This is a genomic window from Phenylobacterium sp. (genome assembly GCF_020253645.1).
Lineage (GTDB): Bacteria > Pseudomonadota > Alphaproteobacteria > Caulobacterales > Caulobacteraceae > Phenylobacterium.
In genome coordinates, this window is record NZ_JADCBG010000106.1 from 1 (window position 1) to 5501 (window position 5501).

Below are 5501 nucleotides of genomic sequence, written 5' to 3' on the forward strand. Positions count from 1 at the left end.
ACGCAGGCCAGGTCCTCGAAATAGAGGCGCGAGCCCTCCCAGGCGCAGAATAGGGCCAGCTGCTCGGGCGTGGTCAGGAGGATGTCGGGGGGCTGCACCTTCTGCCTCTGCCGTCGTGCGACGCCGGTGTCGCCCGTCCGGCTTTCGGCGGTGATGTCCAGCCCCATCTCCCGGATCGGCCGGGCGAGGTTGCGCTCCACGTCCACGGCCAGGGCCTTGAGCGGCGAGATGTAGAGCGTGTGAACCCCCCGCCGCTCGCTGCGGGGGCGGGCCTCCAGCTCCACCAGGGTGGGCAGGAAGCCGGCCAGGGTCTTGCCGCCGCCCGTCGGGGCGATCAGCAGGGCGTCACGGCCCGCCTGCGCCCGGGCGACCATCTCCAGCTGGTGGGCGCGCGGCGACCAGCCCTGCGCTGCGAACCAGTCAGCGAAGCGGGGGGGCAGAAGAGGGGAATCCGCGGCGGCGTCGGCCATGCCGGGGTTCTAGCATGTTCCCGTTACGTTTCGAGGGGGTCAGTCCGGGGTCCGCTCTGCCTTCGCGGGTGCGCGCAAGCCGAAGTGCAGGGGAACCAGTATCCCGATCGCACATGCGAGGTTGAGCAACACGTTTCCGTAAACGCCGTGAATGACCGAGAATGTCGTATCGATCACGAACCAGGTCCCGATCGAAACACGGATCAGCGTCCAGTTTGAAGCTGGCGGACCGTAGGGAGAGATCCGCGCCAGCCGGTGGATCAGCACCATCCACCCCAGCATCATGGCGCCCAGAACCCCGTGAGCGAAACGGATGTACCTGTGGGCTTCATCGGAGAAGGGTTCAGGCGGCTGTAGAGCGCCATAGTAGACGAGATAGAAGAATTTCTCGCCGATCGAGGGGGCTAGCAACAGGAGTAGTCCCATTCCTGTCAGTCCCGCCAGCGTCGCCTGCAGCAAGACCTCCCAGGGCCTGGAAAGCGTCTGGTCAGATGAAACACGCATGGAGGTCATCCTCTTCCTCAGAAACGATGGGTTTGGCCAACTGAGAGCGGTGTGACCCGATCTCCAAATCGCTGCGCCAGCGCAGTGATGGCGCGCCAACCGGTGCAATGGCCGGGTATGATGCGCTCCAGCGAGAAGTCGGCCAGATCCTCCACCGTGCGATCAATGATCTGCTCGTTCGGCTGTCCGGAGAGATGCAGCCCTCCCATCACTGCGAATAGAGGTATATCCGGAAAGACCGTCCTGGCGTGCCGAAGGACGTTGACGACACCCGCGTGCGAGCATGCGGAGAATGCAATCACGCCCTTGTCTCGCACCTTTACCGCGAGCCAGCGCTCATCCAGGATCAAGGGGTCGTCGGTCCATTCCGATGACTTCGGCCGCATGGCGACGTGCCCCGGAAGTCCCACTTCGTACTCGGTCAGGCGTGGGATTTCGCCACTGAGGTAAGCGTATCCGTCAGCCAGGACCCTCGCGGTCTCTTCGATGATTAGCTTTGCCCCCAACCCCCGAAGCCGTTCGGGCGAGGGAGGGGAGCGGAAGGGAACAACCCTGTCCGGCGCCGTTCGCATCCCGCGCCGGACGAACATCGAATGGTTCGCGTGAAACTCGGTGACCTTGACGGTGGATCGCCGCCTCTGCTGCGTGAAGGGCTCGGTCAGTCCCCCAGCGTGATCCCAGTGCCCGTGTGAGAGCACGACCGCATCGAACTGCGTCAGGTCGTAAGCCAGAATCCGCGCATTGCGCCTCAGGCTCTCGCAATCCGGCCCGGCGTCGAACATTACGCGCCTTGTTTCGCCATTGGCCTGGATGTCGAGCGCCAGGGATAATCCCCAGTTCGCACAACAGAGGCACGTTCCGGTCAGTCCAAACCGAGGTCGCCGGCGGAGGGCGTTGCCGAGGTGCGAGGTCACCATCGAACCGGAACTCGAGGTCAGATCGGTCGTGTTGTCGAGCAAGACATGGACGTCGAGGGAGTCGCATTCCACGACTTGAGCGGCCGGGGAGGTATCGCGCCTACCCATGCTTGTGGTCATGAGATGCGGCAAAGACGCAGGCGTCATCCTTGGCCTGTTGCTCGAAGGACCTATCGCCCATGCGTTCTCGCAGGGACTGCGCTAACCCTTGCCCGATATCGACCTGCGTCAGGTCAACAAGGACGCCGTTGCCCAGGACATGAGTAGGCGAAGACAGGCGCGAAAGATCCGAGCGCGGGTCGGTTTCCCACAACACCATGTCGGCCGGCGCCCCTTCCTCGACGCCGGGAAGGTCTAGGGCCTTACGCCCGACGGTGGTCGCCGACCGCAGGGCCTCATCCACGCTCAGGCCATGTCGCACCATGGCGTCAATCTCGAGGTCAATTCGGCCATGCGGAAGTTCGTCGGATCCGACCAACACCGGCACGCCCAAGGCGATCGCCGTCTCAAGGGCGTCCTGCGTCCGTCGGGAGTAGGCCTCCCGGACTGCGCCCGGCAGGCCCTTTGTCTCTGCAGCCTTCAGGAATCCTTCAACGGTGGCGATCGTCGGACACCACTGGGTTCCGCGCGCCGCCATTTCGCGCACCACGTCCGGCGTGATGTTTGACCCATGCTCAATGGAGTCGACGCCGGTCGCCACGATCTCAGAGACATTTGATCCCGTGCTGTGGGCGAGAACCCGAACACCTGCCTTGTGGGCCGCCTCTACGACACTGCGGACAATCTCGAGGGGATAGGTCAGCGGCGCTTGGAAGAGGTCCATCTCCGGACCTGGAAAATCAGCGATGATCTTGAACCACTTAAGGCCATGCGCCGCCACCTCCTCGAAGCGCGCGAGAAGCTCATCCGGAGCGGTTGACTTGCCGACATCCACCCCGGGGAAGAAGCGACCTTCGGGTACGTGCATCCAGCCGCTCCGCAGGATGATGGGCATCGGCGGGAGCTCAACGTCGGAGAGGTTGAGTTGCTGCACGTAACCGGCGTCTCGCAAGGCCGTCACGCCCGAGCGGAGATGGCGCTGGGCATTGTGAAGAACGAGGTCCGGACTGTGGGGTTTCAGCCCGGTGTTGGCGAAATCGAGAGACAGATGGACATGTCCATCAACAAGGCCGGGAGCCATGAAGGCGCAGGGTAATGAGACGGCGTCTGGCGCTGGGGAGAATGTGAAGCGGCCATTCACGATCCACAGGTCAGTCTGCTGTCGCCCTTCCGGCAGCAGAGTGGCTCTCAGATGGTAGTTTATCGGCTTCATGGTGTTGTACCCCCGGGTTCGAGACGTCCAGATCCAAGTCGCGTTCGCTCTATGGCGAGCATCTCGTGTCCCAGGTCCGCCCGGCCAGTGGACAACCCGCCGGATTCTGGTCATTTCAGGCCATGACCTTGCCAGCGTCAGCCCTTCCCATGCCGAGTTCCTATTCCGCACTCGTCCTGCGGGAGTGGGGGGCGTCGCCAGAGGTAAGAGAGGCGCTGGGCGCAGGCGGTCGCGATCCGGACTCTCCCGTCATCGACGTCCGTCAGCAGGCCGCTCAGCTCAGCAAGCTTGCCTCTGTCCTTCCACCCGGCTGGGGGCTGAAGCTGGGCGCGCTCTTCGACTCCGCCGCTCACGGACCGCTCGGCGTAGGCGTCCAGAGCGCAGCGACGCTCTCAGACGCGCTGGATTTGATCGCCAGTTATGGCCACGTGCGGACGCCATTCATTCGGTTCGCGATCTGTCGTCATTCTCCGCGGATCATGCTGAGATTCATCGACACGGGAATACTGGATGAGGCTTGTATCCTGCCCATCCATGAGGCCACGTTGGTTGGAATTCAAAGCACGCTTCGGAATTTTATTGGACCGAGTTCCAGATCCATATCCATAGAGACATTCTTTCCGGCTCCGGATTACGCCGATAGATATCCTGAATTTCTAATGGGCGAGCTTAATTTTTCCTGCAGAGAGACATCACTATCATTCGATCCTTGGATGCTGACCAAGAGATCCCCCCTGGCGGACCCGGAGCTCTTCCAACTCGCCAGGGGTCAACTGCAGCGCCTGGCGCACGCCATCGACACGGAAGGCGCATTGGTCGCGCAAGTACGGCAGCGCCTGTCGGCGGCGGAGGAGATGCCCGCTCTGCCCGAAATGGCGAGCGCCTTGCGGATCTCAAGCCGAACGCTGGTGCGGCGACTAGGCGAGGTGGGCGCCAGCTATCGGAGTTTGGTCGACGATGCCCGCCGCGGCAGGGCCGAAATGCTCCTGAAGGAAGGGGCGCTCACGGCCGAGGAGATCGGTTACCGCCTCGGCTACAGCGACAGCGCTAATTTTGGTCGTTCCTGCAGGCGCTGGTTCGGCTGTTCAGGGGGCGAGTACCGGCGAAGGCTCCTGTCTGGACGATCTGCGGATTGAAGCTGTGCGCCGGCCTCGGCGCTGCACGTCCCATTCCGCCGTCCGAGGGATCAGGAGCGGTTCCGCCGCCGGCGCCCCTCAGGCGTCCGCCAGGGTCTCGAGCCGGGTCGCCCAGTAGTCGGCGTCGTAGTCCGGGTCGCCGGTCAGGTAGCGCCACAGCTTCACCCGGTTCAGAAGCTCCAGCCGGCCGGTGTCGTTCTCGTGCCAGGGTTCCGGGGTCATCAGGATCTGCTCCACCGACGGGGGCAGGGGGCCCTTCAGGTAGAAGATGGGCCGCTGGGTCTCCTGGGGCTTCAGGGTCGAGACGTCGAACTGGCGGACCTGGGAGCGCGAGGGATTGATGCGCACCTTGAACATGGTCCGGGTGCGGTCGGACACATTCACCCCGCCCCCGTGCCAGATGCCGGAGTGCAGGAAGAGCAGGGTCCCGCCCTCGCAGACCATGTGCTGCTGGCCGCGGATGTTCTGGTAGCGGGCGATGGCCGCTTCGCTGACCTTGCGCAGGTGGCTGCCGGGCAGGAAGCGCGTGCCCCCCATCTCCCGGGTCACCGCGTGCGGGTAGTACATGATCTGGATGTCGAAGGCCCGCCTGGGATCGATGGTGGAGTCCTGGTGGTAGTGCTGGGACACGTTCTCCCCGCCGCTGGCCTCGTGGTAGGCGGGCGGGAAGGTGACGTGCAGGAAGTGGTGATCGAAGACCGGGTCCTCGCCCACCAGGCTGCGGATGGCGCCCGCCACCAGGGGCAGGTCAAGGAGGCGCTTCAGGGCCGAGCCGTCGGGATAGGCCTGCGCCAGGGGCACGCCCGCCGGGGTCTGCGGCACGCCGGCCCGCGCCAGCATCTCGCCGTAGGTGCGCCTCATCTTCTGGCCAGGGCGGGGTGGATCGATGTCGCCCATCTCCTCCAGGAACTGTCGGTTGATGTCCTCTGGTACAGCAGCGTCGAAGCGCAGGAAGCCGCGGGCGGCGAAGCTGGCCATGGCCTCGGCGGACAGCAGGGGCAGGTCGTTCATGGGCGGGTCTCCACGATCTGCTCGAACAGGAATTCGTACTTGAGGTAGGCGAGGTCGAACTCATCGCCCCGGGCGTGAGGCAACAGGGGCGAGGCCTGGATCAGGCGCCAGCCGTAGCGCAGGGCGTGCAGGCCGGAGGGATAGGGCGGGG

Annotated in this window: 6 protein-coding genes; 1 reads left to right on the top strand and 5 read right to left on the bottom strand. The window is 64.3% G+C overall.

Annotated features, from left to right (window positions below):
- The 4 genes from INE98_RS07590 to INE98_RS07605 all read right to left on the bottom strand — a co-directional run.
- Positions 1-470 (bottom strand): DEAD/DEAH box helicase (locus INE98_RS07590; RefSeq protein ID WP_293537877.1); only part of this gene is annotated, 470 nt, incomplete at its 3' end.
- A 39-nt stretch (positions 471-509) separates the two neighbouring features.
- A complete protein-coding gene (locus INE98_RS07595; protein WP_293537879.1) occupies positions 510-974 on the bottom strand; it encodes a hypothetical protein in 465 nt (154 codons plus the stop codon).
- A 17-nt stretch (positions 975-991) separates the two neighbouring features.
- On the bottom strand, positions 992-1933 hold the full coding sequence (locus INE98_RS07600; protein WP_293537881.1) for an MBL fold metallo-hydrolase: 942 nt from the start codon (positions 1931-1933) through the stop codon (positions 992-994).
- Positions 1934-1991: 58 nt separating this feature from the next.
- Positions 1992-3203: an amidohydrolase family protein gene (locus INE98_RS07605; protein WP_293537883.1), complete on the bottom strand. Its 1212-nt coding sequence runs from the start codon at positions 3201-3203 to the stop codon at positions 1992-1994.
- 149 nt (positions 3204-3352) lie between these two features.
- Between INE98_RS07605 and INE98_RS07610 the strand changes: the two genes are divergently transcribed.
- Entirely contained in the window at positions 3353-4339 is a 987-nt protein-coding gene (locus tag INE98_RS07610; protein ID WP_293537885.1) for an AraC family transcriptional regulator, read from the top strand.
- Between the two features lie 78 nt (positions 4340-4417).
- On the opposite strand, the gene INE98_RS07615 is transcribed toward INE98_RS07610, so the two are convergent.
- Positions 4418-5350, bottom strand: a complete 933-nt coding sequence (locus INE98_RS07615; protein ID WP_293537887.1) for a phytanoyl-CoA dioxygenase family protein — start codon at positions 5348-5350, stop codon at positions 4418-4420.
- Positions 5351-5501 lie beyond the last annotated feature (151 nt).